Raw genomic sequence first — 17,923 nt, 5'->3', positions numbered from 1 at the left:
CATGACCATCGACGAGCGATTGCTGCGCATCGAGACCTGGCGGACGCGCTTCATCGCGCAAGGCATCGACGCCATCGACGCCTTCGCGCTCGAGTATCCGACGGCGGACAAACGCGAACTCAAGCGGCTGGTGCAGCAGGCGCAGGCGATAAGCCATCGCCACGGCACCGCGCGCCGGCTGCTGCGCTATCTGCGCGCGCTCGACGACGCGCGCTGAGCCGCAGCAAAGGCGTCACGACTGGGTGCCGCCTACGGTCAGCCCGTCGATCAGCAGCGAGGGCTGGCCGACGCCGACCGGAACGCTCTGCCCGTCCTTGCCGCACACGCCCACGCCTTCGTCCAGGGCCAGGTCATGGCCGATCATGCTGACCTTGCGCATGGTCTCCGGGCCGTTGCCGATCAGGGTCGCGCCCTTGACCGGCGCGGTGATCTTGCCGTCTTCGATCAGATAGGCCTCGGTCGCCGAGAACACGTACTTGCCGCTGGTGATGTCGACCTGGCCGCCGCCGAAGTTGACCGCGTACAGGCCCTTCTTGACCGAGCGGATCATCTCTTCGGGATCGTGCGTGCCGGCCAGCATGTAGGTGTTGGTCATGCGCGGCATCGGCAGGTGGGCGAAGGATTCGCGGCGGCCGTTGCCGGTCGGCGCCATGCCCATCAGGCGGGCGTTGAGGGTGTCCTGCATGTAGCCGACCAGCACGCCGTCTTCGATCAGCGTGGTGCAGTTGGTCGGGGTGCCTTCGTCGTCGACGTTGAGCGAGCCGCGGCGGCCTTCCAGGGTGCCGTCGTCGACGATGGTCACGCCCGGGGCGGCGACGCGCTGGCCCAGGCGGCCGGCGTAGGTGGAGGTGCCCTTGCGGTTGAAGTCGCCTTCCAGGCCGTGGCCGACCGCCTCGTGCAGCAGCACGCCGGGCCAGCCCGAGCCGAGCACCACCGGCATCACGCCGGCGGGCGCGTCGACCGCGTCCAGGTTCACCAGCGCCTGGCGCAGCGCTTCGCGCGCGAAGCGCTCGGGCTTGCCGCCGTCGAGCAGTTCGGCGTAGCTGTAGCGGCCGCCGCCGCCGGCGTAGCCGCTCTCGCGGCGGCCGTTGTGTTCGACGATGACCTGCACGTTCAAGCGCACCAGCGGGCGCACGTCGGCGGCGAGCACGCCGTCGCTGCGCGCCACCAGCACGGTATCGAGCACGCCGTTGAGGCTGACCACGACCTGGCGCACGCGCGGGTCGGCGGCGCGCAGCAACTGGTCGAGCTTGCGCAGCGCGTCGACCTTGGCCTCGTTGGAGACCGAATCGATCGGATCCTCGCTGCGGTACAGCGAGCGGCCGCCGCCGCGCACCAGCGCGCGCGGCGTGTGCGCGTCGCCGTCGCGGGCGATCGCGCGCGCCGACTTGGCCGCGCCGAGCAGCGCCTCGCTGTTGATTTCGTCGGAATAGGCGAAGCCGGTCTTCTCGCCGCTGATCGCGCGCACGCCGACGCCTTGCTCGATCGAATGGCCGCCGTCCTTGACGATGCCGTCCTCGACCGTCCAGCTCTCGCGGCGCGAGTGCTGGAAATACAGGTCGCCGAAATCGATGCCCGGCCCCAGCAGGGTGCCGAAGCTGCGCTCCAGGCCGCTGGCGTCGAGCCCGGCGGGCAGGAGGAGGCGGGATTCGGCGATCTGGATCGGCAGGGTCATGAGCGAACCGTGTAGGCGGGGAAAGGGCATCTTAGGCGTCCGCGGCGCCACTGTGGCGGCGCGGGCGCGGGACTGGGACAAGACACTAGATAGTGGCGCTTGGGCGCAGATCAATGTGAGAGGGGCTTTCGGCGTTGCCTCTTTCCGTCCGGATCGCCGCGATCTGCGACCAGAGCGTCGGGCCTGAAGGCCCTCCCACAATCGCATTGCAGCGTCGCCGGGCTTTTGTGGGAGGGGCTTTCAGCCCCGACGCTTTCCGCCCGGATCGCGGCGATCTGCGACCAGAGCGTCGGGCCTGAAGGCCCTCCCACAATCGCACTGCAGCGCCGCCGGGCTTTTGTGGGAGGAGTTTCAGCCCCGACGCTTTCCATTCGGATCGCTGCGATCTGCGACAAGAGCATCGGGCCTGAAGGCCCTCCCACAATTGCATTGCAGCGTCGCCGGGCTTTTGTGGGAGGGGCTTCAGCCCCGACGCTTTCCATTCGGATCGCTGCGATCTGCGACAAGAGCATCGGGCCTGAAGGCCCTCCCACAATTGCATTGCAGCGTCGCCGGGCTTTTGTGGGAGGGGCTTCAGCCCCGACGCTTTCCATTCGGATCGCTGCGATCTGCGACAAGAGCATCGGGCCTGAAGGCCCTCCCACAATTGCATTGCAGCGTCGCCGGGCTTTTGTGGGAGGGGCTTCAGCCCCGACGCTTTCCGCCCGGATCGCCGCGCTGCGGGTCCAACGCACCCAGCCAGAGGTCTCGCCCCGGCGACGCCCTAGCCCGCCGGCAGCGCCCTAACCCGCCGGCGGCGCCGGCTTGCCGGCCGCGCGGGTCTGCTCGCGCGTCACCACTTCGACCTTGGGCTCCTTCCACGGCCCGGTCACCCGGTAGGTGCGCGAGGTCAGGCTGCCCAGCGGCTTTTGCAGCACCGCGTTGGCGGCCGCGCCGATCGCCGCGCCGACCGGGCCGGCGGCGAGCGCGCCGACCGCGGTCAGCACGTTGGCGGCCTTGGGCCGCACTTCGATGGTCTGGTCGTAGCTCTGCGCGCGCAGGTCGGCGGCGCCGCGGATGGCGATGCTCGCGGCCGGGCCGTCGATGCTCAGATCGTCGCTGCGCGCGCTGCCGTTGCCGAAGCGCACGGTGCCGCCGACCCGGTCGAAGGCGAAGCCCTTGGAGAACAGGTCGCGGAAGTCCAGGGTCAGCCGGCGCGGCAGTTGGGCCACGCTGAGCAGGCCGAGCATGCGCCCGGCGCCGGGTTCGATCTCGATCAGGCGGCCGTCGCGCACGTCCAGGTTGAGCGTGCCTTCGAGCGAGCCCAGCGCCATCCCGGCCGGCGCGCCCGGCCAGCCCGCATCGAGCCGCGCCTTGCCCTTGCCGCCGCCGATCTGGCCGCCGAAGCCGAAGCCGGTCATCAGCGCGCCGACGTCGCCGCTGTCCACGGTCGCGCTCAGGTGGGTGCGCGCGGCGGCGCCGCGGCCGGTCCAGTCGCCGCTGAGGTCGATGGATTGCTTGTCGCCGCGGGTGCTGATCTGGTCGATGCGCATGCCGGCCGGCGTCGGCCGGGTGCGTATCGTGGCGCTGCCGAGCGCGGCGCTGCCGAAGCGCAGGTCGGCGATGTCGAGGGTCAGCGCCGGAATCTTGGCCGGATCCATCGACGCATCGGCCGGCTTGGGCGCGGCCTGTGCGGCGTTGGCCGCGGCCGCATGTCCGCCGTTGCCGGCACTGCCGGCATTGCCGCTGGCGGTCGCGCCCGCGCCCACCGCGCTCCAGTGCACGCGCGCGAGCTTGCCGGCGATGGCGCCGCCTTCGCCGCCGGGAATCATCACCGCGCCCTCCAGCGCCGCGCCTTCGGCGCGCACCGCAGTCGCGCCGCGCGCGGCCGGCACCACCACCAGGCGGGTGTTGGGGAACACGCCGCCGAGCAGTTGCAGGCGCTGCGCGGTCACGTCGACGCGCTGCAACGGCAGGCTGTCGTCGGAACCGTCGCCGTGGGCGAGCGCGATCCAGTCGATCGCCTCCAGCACGTCGACCCGGCCGCTGACCGCCAGGCCGCTGGCCGGCGGCAGCTCGTCGACCCGGTTGGCGCCGAACACCGCGCGCACGCCGGTCTTGCCGTTGCTGTTGCGCGCGCGCAGCGCCAGGGTGTTGCCCAGAGCCACGCGCACATCGCCGCTGCCCAGCGGCAGCGGGGTTTCCACGCTGGTCTGCAGCGACGTGGCCGCGGCCTTGTTGAGCGGCGGCGGCAAGGTCAATGCCGTGCCGACCAGATTCGACTGCAGGCTCAGCATCGTCGGCGCCGCCGTTGCCGGCTTGCCCGGCGCGGCCGGCGCGCTCTTGGGAATCGAGATGCCCACCGTCCACAGCGAGCGCCCGTCCAGATACTCCTTGAGCCAGGCCAGATCGTCCGGCCCGCGCACGATCAGCTCGTCGGCGCCCGAGATCGCGTCCAGCCCGGCCTCGAACGCGTTGGCCTTGTCGCGCACGTAGTCTTCGCCGGCGCGCAGCGACAGCTTGCCCGGCGCGCCGTCGTGCAGCACCGCCAGATCCTCGGCGCGGAAACCGCTGCGGCCGAATTCGGCGTGGCCGCGCACCTGTTCGAACGCGACCTTCCAGCGCGGATCGGCGAGCTTGGCGTCGGTCAATTCGATCCCGCCGTTGAGCGTGGTGCGCCCGCCCTCGCGCAGCGCCAGCTGCATGTCGAAGGCGACCGCGGCCGGGCCGCTGGCGCGCAGGTTGTCGAGGGTGTCGGCGTGTTCCTTGTGCAGCGGGCTCTGCCGCAGCAAGTTCAACAGTTGCCCGGCTTCCGCCGAGGTATCGGCTTTCACGTACAGCACGCCGTCGTGATAGCTCTCGATCCCGGCCTGCACCTTGCGCACGCCGACGCCGGCGATCTTGCCGCCGCCCTCGACGCTGAAGCCGTCGCCGACGAAGGCGATGTCGGCGTCGAGCGCTTCCACCGCCGGCCAATCGGGCTGGAACTTCACCGTCGCCGCGCGCAGCTTGCCGCCGGCGTGGAACAGGCCGTTGTTGCGGTTGAACGGCCAATCGTCGAGATCGCCGGACACCACCGCGTGCCCATCGACCAAAGTGCCGGCGACCAAGCCGTTGTCGAGCCAGTTCAACAAACGCTGCGACATCTGGCTGCGCACCCAGAAGCCTTTCGCGGTCGGCAGCTTGATCGGGTCCAGGTCGGCGGCGATGTCGATCCACGGCCGCGAGCCGTCGCCCTGCCACCACATCCCGCCGCGCGCGCGCAAACCGACATCGCCGTCGATGCGCAACGCGGTGGTGCCGATGCGCCAGCCGCCGCCTTCGCGCCAGCCGCCGACGCTGCCTTGCAGCTTGAACGTATGCGGCATGCCGAAGCCCGACGGCCAGTCGAAGCGCATCGGCGAGCGTTCGTCGAGATCGAACGCGAAGCCCTCGGCATCGGCCTGGAAACGCCCGGCCAGCCCTTGCAGGCCCGGCGAATGCCCGACCGGATCGAAGCCCAGCGCATCGACCCGGGCGCTGGCGAACATCGGCCCGTCGCGGTGGCCGTTGACCGCGATATCGCTCAGCGACACCCGCGGCTTGGCGGTTTCGAACCAGTGGCGCAGGCGCTCGGGCAGCGCGTCGCTGAGCGCGGCCACCGCGATCAGCGGGCCGGCGTCGATGCGGTCGGCGCGCAGCGCGTAGCGCTCGCCGCCGGCCACGGCCAGCCCGTCCAGGCTCTGCACGTTGGGGTCGTTGCCGATCCGCAGCCTGGAGGCGTCCAGGCGCCAGCCGTTGTCGGTCAGGCGGTAGTGAGCGAGGGTTTCGACGTGGTCGAATTCGATCCGCGCCGGCTGCACCGCTTTGTTCGCTGCGTCATCGGCGCGCGCGGTCTTGGCGGTCGCGGCGGCGGCCTTGGTGGGAGGGGCTTCAGCCCCGACGCTGTCCGCTGCGCTCGCGGCTGCCTGACCGGAAGGCCCAGCCACAGCGACGGCGACAGGCGCCGCGGCCGCGGCGATCGCCGCCGGCACCGAGGTCGACGCCGCCGTGGGCGGTGCCGACGCCGGCGCGCTGCGCTCGGCGCGCAAGCCGACCCGGTCCAGCGCCGCCGACACCATCACCCCGGCGACCCGGTGCCCGCGCAGGTCGGCCCAGGCCTGGGCGCGGCCCTGCCCCGACTCGATCCGGATGCCGGCCACTTTCAGCAGCGGCGACCAGCCCGCCAGGTCGGCGCGCACCGCGCCGGCGTAAGCACGGCCGTCGCCGCGCTTGCGGTCGAAATCCAGCACCACGTCCAGCGGCGCGGCCGCCGCGCCGCTCGTGCCGACGCTCGGCCACGCGCGCGCGCCGGCGCGCAGGCGGTCGCCGTCCACGCGCAGGCGCAGGTCGATCTTGGGCACGCGCGCATCCAGGCCCAGGCTCGGCGCGATCACCGCCAGCTTGCCGTCGATGACCTGCAGCTCGCCCAGCCCTTCCAGCGCCGACAGCGGATCGCTTTGTTCGGTTTGTTCCTGCCCCGGCAGGCCGCGCACTTTCCAGCGGCCGTCGTCGGCGCGTTCCAGGGTCAGGTCGAGCCCGCGCAGGCGCAGCTCGGAGAACGCCTGCCCCGGCAATACGCCGGCATACAGCGACACCAGCATTTCGGCGTCGCCGATGTTGAACGCCTGCGCGCCCTCGCCGATGCGCAGACCGTCCAGGCGCAGCAGCGGCCCGCGCCGGGTCCATTGGGTTTCGACCCGGTCGAACGCGACCGGCCGGCCGGCGCGCTGGCTCAGCCACGCCGCGACCTTGTCCGGATGCCGCTCGACCAGCGGCAGCAACTGGCTGGCCACCGCCAACAACGACGCCACCAGCACCAACAACACCGCCGCGCCGTAGAACACGGCACGGCGGGCGAGGCGCAGGCGGCGGCGCAGGGGCGTGGGCATCAACGGCGCGCCCGCTCGATCAGCCCCGCTCCCGTGTGCGGGAGCGCAGTCGGGGTGTGGGCCGCCGGCGCGGCAGCCCTCATCCGGCCCTGCGGGCCACCTTCTCCCGCATGCGGGAGAAGGAAAGCGAAGTCACAGCAGCACGACATCGAACTGCTCCTGCGCATACTGGTCGTCGGCCTGGAAGCGGATCGACTTGCTCAAGAATTCTTCCAGCTCCGCCACCGCCGCCGACTCCTCGTCGGTGATCCGAGCGACCACCTTGGGCGAGGCGATCACCAGCAGCCGCGCCGCGTCGAACTGACGCACCTGGCGGACGATGTCGCGGAAAATCTCGTACGTCACCGTCTCCGGCGTCTTCAGCGTGCCGCGGCCGCCGCACTCGTGGCAGGGCTCGCTGAGCTGGCGCTCCAGGCTCTCGGTGGTGCGCTTGCGGGTCATCTCCACCAGCCCCAACGGCGAGAACTCGTACACCGTGGTCTTGGCGTGGTCGCGGGTCAGCGACTTCTCCAACTGCCGCAGCACCTGACGCTTGTGCTCCTGGTCGGTCATGTCGATGAAGTCGATGATGATGATCCCGCCCAGGTTGCGCAGCCGCAATTGCCGGGCGACCGACTGGGCCGCCTCCAGGTTGGTGCGGTAAACGGTTTCCTCCAGGTTGCGTTGACCCAGGAACGAACCGGTGTTCACGTCGATGGTGGTCATCGCCTCGGTCTGGTCGATGACCAGATAGCCGCCGGACTTCAGCGGCACTTCCTTGTCCAGCGCGCGCTGGATCTCGTCCTCGACCCCGTACAGGTCGAAGATCGGCCGCGCGCCGGTGTAGTGCTCGATCTTCTCGGCCAGCCCCGGCATGTACTGGGCAGCGAAGCTGCGCAGGCGCTCGCTGGTCTCGCGCGAGTCGACCTTGACCTTCTCCACGTCGCGGCGGATCAGGTCGCGCACCGCGCGCAGCGGCAGGCTCAAGTCTTCGTAGACGCGCTCGCCGATCTTGCTGCTGCGCGATTTCTCCGCGATCAGCGCCCAGGCCCGGCTCAGATAGGCGATGTCCTCGGCCAGCGCCTCCTCCGGCTGGCCTTCGGCGTTGGTGCGCACGATGTAGCCGTGCTGCTCGCCGGCCGGCGCCTGCGCGGTCACCAGCGACTTCAGCCGCGCCCGCTCGCCCTCGTCCTCGATCCGCGCCGACACCCCGACCACGCGCGTGCGCGGCAGCAGCACCAGATAGCGCGAGGGGATCGACAGCTGCGTGGTCAGGCGCGCGCCCTTGCTGCCGATCGGGTCCTTGACCACCTGCACGATGATTTCCTGGCCCTCGCGCAACAGCTCGGCGATCGGCCGGGTCGGCGCCGGCGGCAGCGGCGCTTCCTCGCCCTCGCCTTCGCCGCTCTGGTGTGGGCGCACGATGTCGGCCGCGTGCAGGAACGCCGCGCGCTCCAGGCCGATCTCGACGAACGCCGCCTGCATGCCCGGCATCACCCGCTGCACCTTGCCCTTGTAGATGTTGCCGACCACGCCGCGGCGCCAGCCGCGCTCGATGTGCAGCTCCTGCAGCATGCCGTTTTCGACCACGGCGACGCGGGTTTCGCGCGGGGTGACGTTGACCAGGATCTCTTCAGTCATGAGGGGGCGCGGGTCCGTTGGCGCGATGAAGCGGGAATGAGGGCAGCGAAGGATCGCAGTGCGGATGCAGCGGTGCGGCGTCTGGGCGATTGGCGCCGGGGTGGCTATGGAGCGCGCGCGGCGGGCGAAGTTCGCCGCCGCGCGCGCACGCGGCCGACGCGGTTCAGGCGGGCAGGCCGAACTCGCGCAGCAGCTTCGAAGTTTCGTACAGCGGCAGCCCCATGACCCCGGAATAACTGCCGGCCAGCCGGGTCGCGAAGACCTCGGCGCCGCCCTGGATGGCATAGGCGCCGGCCTTGCCCATCGGCTCGCCGGAGGCGACGTAGCGTTCGATCTGGCCCTCGTCGAGCGCGGCGAAGCTGACCTGCGACACCGACACCGCCTGCGCTTCGCGCGCCGGCGAGACCAGCGACACCGCGCTGATCACCTGGTGGGTGCGGCCGGACAGCCGCCGCAACATGGCGCGGGCATCCTCGGCGTCGCGCGGCTTGCCGAACACCTCGTCGTCGAGCACCACCTCGGTGTCGGCGCCGAGCACCACCGCCGACGGGTTGGCGACCACCTTGAGCAGGCCCGCGCCGGCCTTTTCGCGCGCTACCCGGCGCACGTAGTCGGCGGCGGGCTCGCCGGGCTGGCGCTGTTCGGGCAGATCCAGGTCGATGAGGCCGAATTCCAGGCCGAGGCGGCCGAGCAGTTCGCGTCGCCGCGGCGACTGGGAGGCTAGATAGAGCATGCGCGAAAGCATAACCCGCGCTGACTGAGCGCCGCCCCAAGCCGGACGGCGCAAACCCCGTACCGAATCACGGTTCGTTAACCGATTCAGCAAGACCCTTACCTCGTCCCTCAAGGAGTTGCACATGACCCGGTTGTCGTCCTCGTCGTCCGTCCGCCCGCCGTCCCTGCCCCGCCTGTCGTTGCGCCCGCTGGCGCTCGCCGCCGTCCTCGCCTTCGGAGCCGCAACCGCCATGTCCGCGTCCGCCCAGACCGCCCCTTACGTCGCCACCGACGGCACCCTGCTCTCGGTCTCGGCCGAATCCACCGCCAAGCGCACCCCCAACATCGCCAACGTCTCCACCGGCGTGGTCACCCAGGCCGCCGACGCCAATGCGGCGATGCGCGCCAACGCCGAGCAGATGGCCAAGGTCGTGGCCGCGATCAAGGCGGCCGGCATCGCCGAGCGCGACATCCAGACCAGCGGCATCAACCTCAATCCGCAGTACCGCTACCAGGAAAACCAGCCGCCGCAGATCACCGGCTACCAGGCCAACAACAACGTCAACATCGTGATCCGCGATATTTCCAAGGTCGGCAAGATCCTCGACTCGCTGGTCGCCACCGGCGCCAACCAGATCAACGGCCCGACCTTCGACCTGGACGACAAGGACAAGGACGCGGCCTTCGACGAAGCCCGCCGCGGCGCCATCGAGAAGGCCCGGGCGCGCGCCGAGATGTACGCCAAGACCCTGGGCGTGAAGGTGCGCCGCATCGTCAGCGTCAGCGAAGGCGGCCGCTTCGCCCCGCCGATGCCGATGCCGATGATGGCCATGCGCATGGAGAAGGCCGGCGCCGCCGCCGACACCTCGGTCTCGCCGGGCGAAAACAGCCTGTCGATGAACCTGGACGTGGTGTTCGAGCTGGGCAAGTGAGATGAGCGGCGACAAGAAGCGCACGCCGGGCACCGCCGACCCGCGTCCGGGCCGCACTCCGGGCTATCCGGAGCCGCAGCCGCAGGATCGCGAGGACGCCGCGCGGCCCAAGCCGCACCAGCCCGATCCCGATGAGGGCGGACTGGAGCGAAAGCCCGAACACGGCGCCGACGGCGATTGAACCCGCCGGGGTCGCAGACCAAAAAGACGAGGCCCGCGCGAGCGGGCCTCGTCGTTTTTGCGGCTTGCTGCGGCGGCATTTCCGCGGCGGGGCGCTGCCTGAGGGCCGGCGCAGGCCGTGGCGAGGCGCGCGTGGGCGAGTCCGGCTCGGCCTCACTCGCCCCTTCTTCGGCAGCGCAAAGCTGCCAGCAACGCCCGGCTGGTTTCAGCACTAAAGCTCCATCGCTCCGGCAAGTGGCCAAGCGCACGAGTCGTTGCCAAACGTTGCCGTTCATTCAGGCAGATAACGCTTGAACCGGCCTTCCGTAGAATTTCCAGCTCTAGCCGAATCGACGGAAATCGCCGCACGAAGTCCGACGATGTCAGCAGAAATCCCCGGCCATCGACCGAATCGCCCGGCGCCCTCCCCCACCAAAGTAGTAAACGAGAACCGCTTGCATCGCCAGCGGCCACCAGCGCATTTTTGAGACGCGGAACCGCTTTCCAGCGCAACCCCGCTAGCGGTTCCGGGCCGTTGTCAGAGCAGTACGACACACTCAAGGAGGATGCCCATGGTTCGCACGCTCCCATCCCACCACGCCCGCCAACCCCTGGATGGCACTCGCATAGCCGGCAACGCCGGCGCCATCGCTTTCAACGCGGCCATGCTGATGCTGATGCTGGCGCCGTTGAGCGCGCCGCAGCTGATCACCCAACCGCTCGACCAGACGATCATCGAGTTCGTGCCGCGCCCCAAGCTGGTCGACCCGCCCCCGCCGCCGCCGAAGAAAGACCCGCCGCTGCGCCAGGTGGTCAAGGATCCGCCGCCGCGGGTCCAGCAGGTCGTGCCGCAGACGGTCGCGCCGCCGCAGGAAGTGGTGGTCGACCAGCCGGCGATGCCGATGGATTTCCAGGGCGTCGAACAGGTCGCCACCGCGCTGCCGCCGCAGACCAACGTCGGCCGCCAGATCATCGAAGGCGCGACCCTGCAGGTGCTGCGCAACCCGCCGCCGAGCTACCCGATCGAAGCCGTGCGCGCCGGCATCACCGGCACCGTCGAGCTGGAAATCCTGGTCGGCATCGACGGCAAGCCGATCGACGTGCTGATCGTGCGCAGCAGCGGCAACCGCGCACTCGACCAGGCCGCGCGCAAGGTCGTGCTGCAGCGCTGGGCGTTCCAGCCGGCGATGGAAAACGGCCAGGCGGTGCAGGCGCGCGGCCGCGTGCCGATCGAGTTCAAGCTGGACCGGCAGTAAGCCGCAGCGTCGCCCGCTCGCCGCGGGCGACGCTCCGACACTCGACGACTAACGCACAGACCCTCGCCTCAGCGAGGGTCTTGTTTTCGTTACCCCACGAAAGCCCCTGTAGGAGCGGCGCAAGCCGCGACCGCGAACCCGCAACCACGACGACCGCCCGCAACACCCGCGCCAATCGCTCCGCAGAAAACCGTTGCACCAAACCGCCCCCACACCTCAAGCGCGGTGATACGGATGATTGGCCAGCAACGCCGCCGCCCGATACAACTGCTCCGCCGCGACCAACCGCACCAGCATATGCGGCAGCGTCAGCGGCCCCAGCGACCACTGCTCATCCGCGCGCGCCAGCACCTCCGGCGCATGCCCTTCCGGCCCGCCGATCAAAAACGCCAGATCGCGCCCCTGCCCGCGCCAATGCTCCAGGCGCTGCGCCAACTGCTCCGACGTCCACAACCGTCCGCGCCCTTCCAGCGCCACCACGCAGGCGTTCTTGGGCAGCGCCGCGAGCACCCGCGCGCCCTCGTCCGCGGTCGCGCGCACCGCATCGCGGCCCTTGCCGCGCAGGCCCGGCTCGATCTCCACCAGTTCCAACGGCAGCCAGTGCGAGAGGCGCTTTTGATACTCGCCGAAGCCTTCGGCGACCCAGCGCGGGGCGCGTTCGCCGACGGCGATGAGTTTGCTTTTCATGGGCGCATGGTAGCGCGGGGGCGATGCGGGTTTCGTCGTTGGCGTAGTGGCGCGGTCGCGGCTTGCGCCGCTCCTACAGGGGCAAGCGCAGCTACGTCGGAGCGACTGTAGGAGCGGCGCAAGCCGCGACCGCGAAAACGACGCGACCGCGCAACCGACTCCCGCCCGCACCCAACCCAAACATCGCGCGCAACAAAACCGCCCCGCAAAAACGAAGGCCCGGCATGCGCCGGGCCTTCGTCGTTTCAGCGATGCGAAGCGAACCCGCGCCTCAGCGCAAGTTCTCCTCCAGCACCTTGATCGTCATGCGCTTGCGCAGCGCCGAGGTCAGCTCGGTCACTTCGTCCGCCGCGGTCGCCTGCGCGGACTGGGTGCGCAGCATGTCCAGCTCCGGCGCCTTCAGCACCGTCTTGTCGCCCGGCGCGATCTTGGTCACCGCGAACAGCACGTAGCCGCCGTTGGGCAGCCTGGCCTTGCCGCCGGCGTTCTTGCCCTGCGCCGGCGCGCGCACCGCGAAGATCGCCTCGGTCACGTCCGGCGGCAGCATCGGCATGCCGCGGGCGACGCCGGGCAGATCCTGCGGCGGCGGCAATTGCTTGGACGCGGCCACCGCGGTCAGGGTTTCGCCGCCGTTGATGCGCGCGATCAGCGCGTCGGCGTCCTTCTCCGCGGCCTTGCTCATGCGGTCGGCGCGGACCGCGGCGATGACCTTGTCGCGCACCTGCGCCAGCGGCTGCGCGCGTTCGGGCGTGTGCGAGACCACGCGGATCAGCACGCTGTGGTCCTGGCCGATGTCGATCGGATCGCTGACGGTGTTGTCCTGGATGCGCGCCTCGGTGAAGGCCGCACGCACCACCGCCGGGTTCTGCGCGATGCCGGTGTTGGCCGCGGCGTCGCGGGTCACCACCGCCATCTTCTGCAGCGGCAGGCCGACCGCCTTGGCCGGCGCTTCCAGCGTGGTCGGGTTCTTGTAGACCAGATCGACCAGCTTGGCCGAGAACTCGTTGAAGGCGCGCTCGCGGCCGGCTTCGGTTTCCTCGCGCAGCAAGGTCTCGCGCACGGCCTCGAACGGCTGCTGCGAGCCGCTCTTGATCTCGCGCACCTGGATGATGTGCCAGCCGCCGTCGGCCTTGACCGGGTCGCTGACCTGGCCGGCCAGCAGCTTGCCGAACGCGGCATCGTCGAACGCGCCGGGGAAATTGCCCTTGCCCATCCAGCCCAGTTCGCCGCCGGCGGCCTTGGAGCCCAGGTCGTCGCTGTTGGCGCGCGCCAGCGCGGCGAAGTCGGCGCCCGCGGCCTTGGCCTGCGCCGCGATCTGCTTGGCCTTGTCCTCGGCCGCCTTCTGCGCGGCGGCGTCGGCGTTGGCCGGCACGTTGATCTGGATGTGCGAGATCAGGCGCTGCTCGGCGGCCAGGAACTTGCTCTGCTCGTTCTTGTAGCGCTCCTGCAGCGCCGCTTCGGTCGGCGGCGCCGGCGGCGGCATCGCCGCGGCGTTGAGCTCGACGTACTCGATGCCGACGCTCTCGGGCGAACGGAAATCCTTGCCGTGGCTGTCGTACCACTTCTGGATCTCGGCCGCGCTGACCTCGGCGGTGTCGGCGGCCGGCGCCGGCAGCTCGATCAGGCTGATGTCGCGCTTCTCGCCCAGCAGCTTGATCAAGCGGTCGGTTTCGCCGGAGGTGACGAAGCTGCTCTCGGCCAGGCTCGCCGGCAGCAGGGTTTCCTGCAGGCGGTCGCGCACGAACTGCTCGAACTGGGTCGGCGTCTGCGGCGGATTGCGCATCTGCAGCCCGAGGATGTAGCGCTCCTGGCTGAACTTGCCGCTGCCGTCGAGGAAATCGGGCACCGACTGGATGGTCTTGACCACCAGCGCGTCGCTGACGCTGACGCCGTCGACTTCGGCGGCGATCTTGCGCACGCGCTCGTCGATCAGCGCATCGAGCACGCGGCGCTTGCTCTCCGGCTTTTCGAATTCGCGCGCGTCGAAGTTCGGGCCCTGCTGGGCGCGGGCCTGGTCGCGGGCGCGGTTGAAGCGCTCGTCGAATTCGCCGCGCTCGATCGCTTCCTTCTTCCACAGCATCGAAGCCGGCCACCACGACGGCGCGATCTCGATGTGCGCGACCGCATTGTCGGTGCGCTGCACCATGTACTGCTCGATGCCGACGAAGGCGAAGGGAATGATCAGCAGGCCGAGGATCACGGTGGCGATCCAGCCCGAGGTCTTGTCGCGGAGTGTCTGCAGCATGTCCGGGTCGGGTTAAGTCGTAAGCCGGACAGTTTAGCGCGGTTCCGCGGCCAGGGCGGCGCGGGGCGACGGTTGTCGCATTCGGGGCGGTGGCGGGCGGTGCGGGCGCCCGGCCGGGCGGCCGGCGCGACGTACCGCAGCACCCGTCGAGGCGAACGCTCGTGCGCACCGGTGGGGCAGCGGTTGGAGCCTGGGAAACAGAAGCCGGCTCGCGAAACCGAAGGCACGCAAACGCCGCACCGCAGAAAAAAGAAAAGGCACCGTTTCCGGTGCCTTTCAGGTGTAACTGGCGGAGTGGACGGGACTCGAACCCGCGACCTCCGGCGTGACAGGCCAGCATTCTAACCGACTGAACTACCACTCCGCGCTTTGAAACTTCGGCCCGCGATCCGTGCCGCATCGCGGCAAAATCGAGGACTCTCACTTATATAAAAACGAAGGCGCCGTTTCCGGCGCCTTCGACAAAACTGGCGGAGTGGACGGGACTCGAACCCGCGACCTCCGGCGTGACAGGCCAGCATTCTAACCGACTGAACTACCACTCCGCATATTTTGAAACTTTACTACCAAAACTCGTTTTCGAAAACCCGTTTCGCTCGCTGAATTCGCTCTTGCGAGGAAAACGCCACGGCAGAAAGACCAGCGACTCTGGTGGGTGCTGAGGGTTTCGAACCCCCGACCCTCTCCGTGTAAAGGAGACGCTCTACCGCTGAGCTAAGCACCCGAATACCTAGGGCTGACTGCTTTGGGTTTCGTGGGCGATGCCTGCATCGCCGCCGAGTTGGTTAGTTTACGGCATCCTTCAGCGCTTTGCCAGCCTTGAAGGAGGGATTCTTCGAAGCCGGGATCTTGATGGTCTCGCCGGTCTTGGGGTTGCGGCCCTGGCGAGCGGCGCGCTTGCGCACCTGGAAGGTGCCGAAGCCTACGAGCGTGACAGTGTCGCCCTTCTTCAGCGCCTTGGTGACGACGTCGATCAGCGCATCGACGGCGGCGGTAGCGTCGGTCTTCGACAGCTCGGCGGTTTCGGCGACGGCGCCTACGAGTTCGGCCTTGTTCATTATTTTATTGACTCCCTGTGCGGTTGCGACCGCGTGTTCTGAGAATCGGAGCATCGCCGCAGGAGGCGTGGTTCCGATCAAGTGTGCCGCGCAGAAGTTGTGCGTGTGGATTGGGGCTGCGCGGTTGCGGTCGTTATACCAGCGGCCTATAGGGGGCGCAAGCGCGAAAGCCAGCAGTGGCGCGGCTTTCAGCGTTTTTTCGCGTCCCCTTTCGGCGCTCTCCGACCGGCGGCCCGAGTCAGTGCTTGACGTCGGGCTGCGGGTTGCTCTTGCCGTTTTCGCGCACCGGAATTTCGCCTTCGCCCGAAGTCGGCACCGGCGCGATCGGACGCTCGAGCGCGATGTCGAGCACCTCGTCGATCCAGCGCGCCGGGATGATCTTCAAGCCCTGGGTCACGCTCTTGGGCAGGTCGGCCAGATCCTTGCGGTTCTCTTCCGGAATGATCACGGTGCGGATGCCGCCGCGCAGCGCGGCCAGCAGCTTTTCCTTCAAGCCGCCGATCGGCAGCACGCGGCCGCGCAGGGTGATCTCGCCGGTCATCGCCACATCGGCCTTGACCGGATTCTTGGTCAGCATCGACACCAGCGCGGTGGCCATGCCGATGCCGGCGCTGGGGCCGTCCTTCGGCGTGGCGCCCTCGGGCACGTGCACGTGCACGTCGTGCTTCTGCAGGAACTCGACGTCGATGCCCAGGCGCTCGGCGCGCGCGCGCACCACCGACAGGGCCGCCGACACCGATTCCTTCATCACATCGCCGAGCTGGCCGGTGAGGATCAGCTGGCCCTTGCCCGGCACCAGCGTGGCTTCGACCTGCAACAGATCGCCGCCGACTTCGGTCCAGGCCAGGCCGGTGACCAGGCCCACTTCGTTCTGTTCCTCGGCGCGGCCGAAATCGAAGCGGCGCACGCCCAGGTACTTCTCCAGGTTCTTGGAGCCGACGTTGACCGCGCCGTCCTTGCCCTTCTTCGCAGGCTTGGGGCCGGCCAGCGCGATTTCCTTGACCACCTTGCGGCAGATCTTGGAGATCTCGCGCTCCAGGTTGCGCACGCCCGACTCGCGCGTGTAGTAGCGCACGATATCGCGCACCGCGCCCTCGGCGATCTTGATCTCTTCCGGCTTCAAGCCGTTGTTCTTGATCTGCTTCGGCAGCAGGTAGCGCATGGCGATGTTGAGCTTCTCCTCCTCGGTGTAACCCGGGATGCGGATCACTTCCATGCGGTCCAGCAAGGGGCCGGGAATGTTGAGCGAGTTGGAGGTGGCGACGAACATCACTTCGCTGAGGTCGAGGTCGACTTCCAGGTAGTGATCGTTGAAGGCGTTGTTCTGCTCGGGATCGAGCACTTCCAGCAGCGCCGAGGACGGATCGCCGCGGAAGTCCATCGACATCTTGTCGATCTCGTCGAGCACGAACAGCGGGTTCTTGCTGCCGACCTTGTTGAGGTTCTGCACGATCCGGCCCGGCATCGAGCCGACATAGGTGCGGCGATGGCCGCGGATCTCGGCCTCGTCGCGCACGCCGCCGAGCGACATGCGCACGAACTTGCGGTTGGTGGCCTTGGCGATGGACTGGCCGAGCGAGGTCTTGCCCACGCCCGGCGGGCCGACCAGGCACAGGATCGCGCCCTTCATGTTCTTCACCCGCGACTGCACCGCGAGGTATTCCAAGATGCGTTCCTTGACCTTCTCCAGGCCGAAGTGGTCGGCGTCGAGAACGTCCTGCGCGGCCTTCAAGTCCTTGCGGATCTTGCTGCGCTTCTTCCACGGCACGCCCAGCAGCCAGTCGAGGTAGTTGCGCACCACCGCGGCTTCGGCCGACATCGGCGACATCTGCTTGAGCTTGTTGAGCTCGTTCTTGGCCTTGGTCTCGACCGGCTTGGGCATGCCGGCCTCGGCGATCTTGCGCGCGAGCTCGTCGATGTCGTTGGGCGCATCGTCGATCTCGCCGAGCTCCTTCTGGATCGCCTTCATCTGCTCGTTGAGGTAGTACTCGCGCTGGCTCTTCTCCATCTGCGACTTCACTCGGCCGCGGATGCGCTTTTCCAGCTGCTGCACATCGATCTCGCCGTCGACCAGGCCGACCAGCTGCTCCAGGCGCGTGCCGATGGCATGCGTCTCCAGGAGCTTTTGCTTGTCGCCGATGCGCACGCCCAGATGAGCGGCGACGGTGTCGGCCAGGCGGCCGGGCTCGTCGATGCCGGCGAGCGTCTGCATCAGCTCCGGCGGCAGCTTGCGGTTGGTCTTGACGTACTGTTCGAACAGGCCCATCAGCGAGCGCGCGATCGCTTCGATCTCGCGCTCTTCGCGGTCGATCTGCGGCTCGACCACGACCGCGTGGCCGGACAGCGCGCTGTCGCGCTCGGCGACTTCGTCCACGCGCACGCGCGAGACGCCTTCGACCAGGACCTTGATGGTGCCGTCGGGCAGCTTGAGCAGTTGCAGGACCTGGGCCAGGGTGCCGATCTCGTACAGATCCTCGGCGCCCGGGTCGTCGGTTTCGGCGGACTTCTGCGCGACCAGCAGGATGCGCTTGTCCGATTCCATGGCGAGGTCGAGGGCGCGGATGGACTTGTCGCGACCGACGAACAGCGGGATCACCATGTGCGGGAACACGACCACGTCGCGCAGCGGCAGCACCGGCAGGGTCATGGATTCGGCGGAAGACTGGGTCATTGGAGCTCTCGACAAGC

13 protein-coding genes, 3 tRNA genes and 4 pseudogenes are annotated in these 17,923 nt (G+C 69.1%); 6 read left to right on the top strand and 14 right to left on the bottom strand.

The annotated features are described in order from the left end of the window. Position 1 precedes the first annotated feature (1 nt). Positions 2 to 217 carry a dual-action ribosomal maturation protein DarP gene (locus BLU84_RS10240; RefSeq protein WP_074866043.1) on the top strand — a complete coding sequence of 72 codons (216 nt, stop codon included), beginning with the start codon at positions 2 to 4 and terminating at the stop codon, positions 215 to 217. Between the two features lie 15 nt (positions 218 to 232). Here the strand turns inward: BLU84_RS10240 and tldD are convergent, their stop codons facing one another. Beyond that, positions 233 to 1,675, bottom strand: coding sequence for a metalloprotease TldD (gene tldD, locus BLU84_RS10235; RefSeq protein WP_074866040.1), 1,443 nt, complete (start codon positions 1,673 to 1,675; stop codon positions 233 to 235). Positions 1,676 to 1,760: 85 nt separating this feature from the next. Continuing rightward, entirely contained in the window at positions 1,761 to 1,874 is a 114-nt protein-coding gene (locus tag BLU84_RS28490) for a DUF6053 domain-containing protein (RefSeq protein ID WP_425479348.1), read from the bottom strand. Positions 1,875 to 1,900: 26 nt separating this feature from the next. Between BLU84_RS28490 and BLU84_RS28485 the strand changes: the two are divergent. Continuing rightward, a pseudogene (locus BLU84_RS28485) lies at positions 1,901 to 2,092 on the top strand (DUF6053 domain-containing protein); the annotation flags it as partial. Here BLU84_RS28485 and BLU84_RS28480 read toward each other — a convergent pair. Beyond that, a pseudogene (locus BLU84_RS28480) lies at positions 2,014 to 2,196 on the bottom strand (DUF6053 domain-containing protein); the annotation flags it as partial. The pseudogenes BLU84_RS28485 and BLU84_RS28480 overlap by 79 nt on opposite strands. Here BLU84_RS28480 and BLU84_RS28475 point away from each other — a divergent pair. Next, positions 2,126 to 2,314, top strand: a pseudogene (locus BLU84_RS28475) (DUF6053 domain-containing protein); the annotation flags it as partial. The pseudogenes BLU84_RS28480 and BLU84_RS28475 overlap by 71 nt on opposite strands. Here BLU84_RS28475 and BLU84_RS28470 read toward each other — a convergent pair. The 4 genes and pseudogenes from BLU84_RS28470 to BLU84_RS10220 all read right to left on the bottom strand — a co-directional run. Then, positions 2,236 to 2,409: pseudogene (locus tag BLU84_RS28470) on the bottom strand (DUF6053 domain-containing protein); the annotation flags it as partial. The pseudogenes BLU84_RS28475 and BLU84_RS28470 overlap by 79 nt on opposite strands. A 48-nt stretch (positions 2,410 to 2,457) precedes the next feature. Further along, on the bottom strand, positions 2,458 to 6,564 hold the full coding sequence (locus tag BLU84_RS10230; RefSeq protein ID WP_074866038.1) for a YhdP family protein: 4,107 nt from the start codon (positions 6,562 to 6,564) through the stop codon (positions 2,458 to 2,460). Between the two features lie 132 nt (positions 6,565 to 6,696). Next, complete coding sequence (rng, locus tag BLU84_RS10225; RefSeq protein WP_074866035.1) at positions 6,697 to 8,184, bottom strand: ribonuclease G; 1,488 nt, start codon at positions 8,182 to 8,184, stop codon at positions 6,697 to 6,699. A 163-nt stretch (positions 8,185 to 8,347) separates the two neighbouring features. Further along, positions 8,348 to 8,917: a Maf family protein gene (locus tag BLU84_RS10220; RefSeq protein ID WP_074866032.1), complete on the bottom strand. Its 570-nt coding sequence runs from the start codon at positions 8,915 to 8,917 to the stop codon at positions 8,348 to 8,350. Between the two features lie 124 nt (positions 8,918 to 9,041). Here BLU84_RS10220 and BLU84_RS10215 point away from each other — a divergent pair, with 124 nt between their 5' ends. The 3 genes from BLU84_RS10215 (at position 9,042) to BLU84_RS10205 (ending at position 11,245) form a co-directional block, all read left to right on the top strand. Continuing rightward, positions 9,042 to 9,830, top strand: coding sequence for an SIMPL domain-containing protein (locus BLU84_RS10215; RefSeq protein ID WP_074866027.1), 789 nt, complete (start codon positions 9,042 to 9,044; stop codon positions 9,828 to 9,830). A gap of 1 nt (position 9,831) precedes the next feature. After that, complete coding sequence (locus BLU84_RS10210) at positions 9,832 to 10,011, top strand: hypothetical protein (protein WP_074866024.1); 180 nt, start codon at positions 9,832 to 9,834, stop codon at positions 10,009 to 10,011. A gap of 550 nt (positions 10,012 to 10,561) precedes the next feature. After that, positions 10,562 to 11,245, top strand: coding sequence for an energy transducer TonB (locus tag BLU84_RS10205; protein WP_074866021.1), 684 nt, complete (start codon positions 10,562 to 10,564; stop codon positions 11,243 to 11,245). A 216-nt stretch (positions 11,246 to 11,461) separates the two neighbouring features. Here the strand turns inward: BLU84_RS10205 and rlmH are convergent, their stop codons facing one another. The 7 genes from rlmH to lon form a co-directional block, all read right to left on the bottom strand. Continuing rightward, positions 11,462 to 11,932 (bottom strand): 23S rRNA (pseudouridine(1915)-N(3))-methyltransferase RlmH, encoded by a 471-nt coding sequence (rlmH, locus tag BLU84_RS10200; protein WP_074866018.1) that lies wholly within the window; start codon positions 11,930 to 11,932, stop codon positions 11,462 to 11,464. 271 nt (positions 11,933 to 12,203) lie between these two features. Further along, complete coding sequence (locus BLU84_RS10195; protein WP_074866015.1) at positions 12,204 to 14,177, bottom strand: SurA N-terminal domain-containing protein; 1,974 nt, start codon at positions 14,175 to 14,177, stop codon at positions 12,204 to 12,206. A 287-nt stretch (positions 14,178 to 14,464) separates the two neighbouring features. After that, a tRNA-Asp gene (locus BLU84_RS10190) sits at positions 14,465 to 14,541 on the bottom strand. A 104-nt stretch (positions 14,542 to 14,645) separates the two neighbouring features. Then, positions 14,646 to 14,722: transfer RNA gene (locus BLU84_RS10185), tRNA-Asp, on the bottom strand. A gap of 104 nt (positions 14,723 to 14,826) precedes the next feature. Next, positions 14,827 to 14,901: transfer RNA gene (locus tag BLU84_RS10180), tRNA-Val, on the bottom strand. Positions 14,902 to 14,962: 61 nt separating this feature from the next. Continuing rightward, a complete protein-coding gene (locus tag BLU84_RS10175; RefSeq protein ID WP_057948278.1) occupies positions 14,963 to 15,235 on the bottom strand; it encodes an HU family DNA-binding protein in 273 nt (90 codons plus the stop codon). A gap of 238 nt (positions 15,236 to 15,473) precedes the next feature. Further along, the gene (gene lon, locus BLU84_RS10170) at positions 15,474 to 17,906 is read right to left on the bottom strand and encodes an endopeptidase La (RefSeq protein ID WP_074866012.1); all 2,433 of its coding nucleotides are present in this window, start codon (positions 17,904 to 17,906) and stop codon (positions 15,474 to 15,476) included. Positions 17,907 to 17,923 lie beyond the last annotated feature (17 nt).

It is taken from the genome of Lysobacter enzymogenes, assembly GCF_900106525.1.
Classification (GTDB): Bacteria; Pseudomonadota; Gammaproteobacteria; order Xanthomonadales; family Xanthomonadaceae; genus Lysobacter; species Lysobacter enzymogenes.
Note: the sequence above shows the minus strand (reverse complement) of the source record. Positions and strands in the feature narration are given on the sequence as shown.